The sequence below is a fragment of the Methylobacterium sp. E-041 genome (assembly GCF_022829665.1).
Taxonomy (GTDB): Bacteria; Pseudomonadota; Alphaproteobacteria; order Rhizobiales; family Beijerinckiaceae; genus Methylobacterium.
The window spans coordinates 1-1,253 of sequence record NZ_JAKSYQ010000213.1 but is presented as its reverse complement, the minus strand read 5'-3'; the positions used below and the strand labels follow the sequence as shown (position 1 = coordinate 1,253).

Below are 1,253 nucleotides of genomic sequence, written 5' to 3'. Positions count from 1 at the left end.
GCGTTCCGCGGCGGGTGCAGGTAGCGCCACGGCCAGGGCATCCCTGTGCGTCCCGACGCGGAAGCCGCCCTTGCGGGCGCGCTTCCGTATCAACTCATCAAGGGATAGCCAATTGTGGCATACGGGCCGGTCCGACTATTCCATGGTGTGGGAGAACGGTCCGTCCGAGATCCCGACAAGAGACAGGTCCCCGAGAAGCCGGCGTCCGCTCGTCAGGATCTGGATCGTGTCCCGCCGACGACATTCCCGTCGTGCAGTCTCCTCAAGATCGCGCAACGAAGAAACCAACGCCTCGCGATTGCGGCCGGGTTGGCGCAAGGCATCCTCGACGCGGGTCGAGACACTCCGGTCGAGATCTCGCCAAAACTCGGGCGTCTTGTTCGTATGATCTGTCATGGCTTTTTAAGAACATGTTTGGTTTCTGGCATGAAACGCAACACAAGCATTTGAATGCTCGTGTCCATGCCCAGCTAGGCTTTCGAAAAATAAACTCTTTTGAATGGGGAATAATAAAATCATCTTATCCTATGATCGTATTCGATTGCAGTCCAATCGCTAGGCTGTCGTCTGCTGCCTTTTCGAATGCCGGTTCGCCCGATCCGTCAAGTCGAAGTGGCCCGCACCAGACGACGTCTCGCGGCCGTCGAGGTCGCGAGACGCTTCCCGGCCTCAACCGGCCCCTGTCCGACGGGGCCTTCACGACACATTCCTGGAGCGGCGCCAGATGGAAAAAGCGCAACGGACGGCGAGCGGCCGTTACCTCGATGATCTCATCGCCCTCCTGGACCAGGAGCGGGACACACGTCATCGCGCCCAACGGACCGAACTCGAACTCGCCCTGATCGCCCTGCGGGACAAGGCATCTTCCGGGGGCGCGAGCGAGCGGACAGTGGGCCTGATCCGCGCGGTGCAAGTCATGCTCGCCCTTCAGGCAATGCCCATCGGCGTGGGTGCCCTGCAATAGGCCGACCGGGGCTCAGAGAGCGAACCGGGCTCGGCCGTGAAGGCCGCCATCGATGAGCCCGATGGATCATCGGCGGATTGCTTCGTCGCCCCTCGGCGACGCCGACGGCTCTCCTCGACGAAAGTATCCTGATGGCTGTAATTGCGGGGATCGCCCCACTGAGAGCACCACCGGCGCTTGAGCGTCGGTTCGGGAACCTCGCCGGGAGCCGGGCCTACCGCCTTTACGTCCCGTCCGTTTACGACGGGCGGCCCGTGCCCCTCGTGGTGATGCTGCACGGCAGCTCCCA

At 62.3% G+C, this 1,253-nt stretch carries 1 protein-coding gene; it reads left to right on the top strand.

What is annotated here, in order from left to right:
* Nucleotides 1-724 precede the first annotated feature (724 nt).
* The gene (locus MKK70_RS19805; protein ID WP_243949452.1) at nucleotides 725-964 is read left to right on the top strand and encodes a hypothetical protein; all 240 of its coding nucleotides are present in this window, start codon (nucleotides 725-727) and stop codon (nucleotides 962-964) included.
* Nucleotides 965-1,253: the final 289 nt, after the last annotated feature.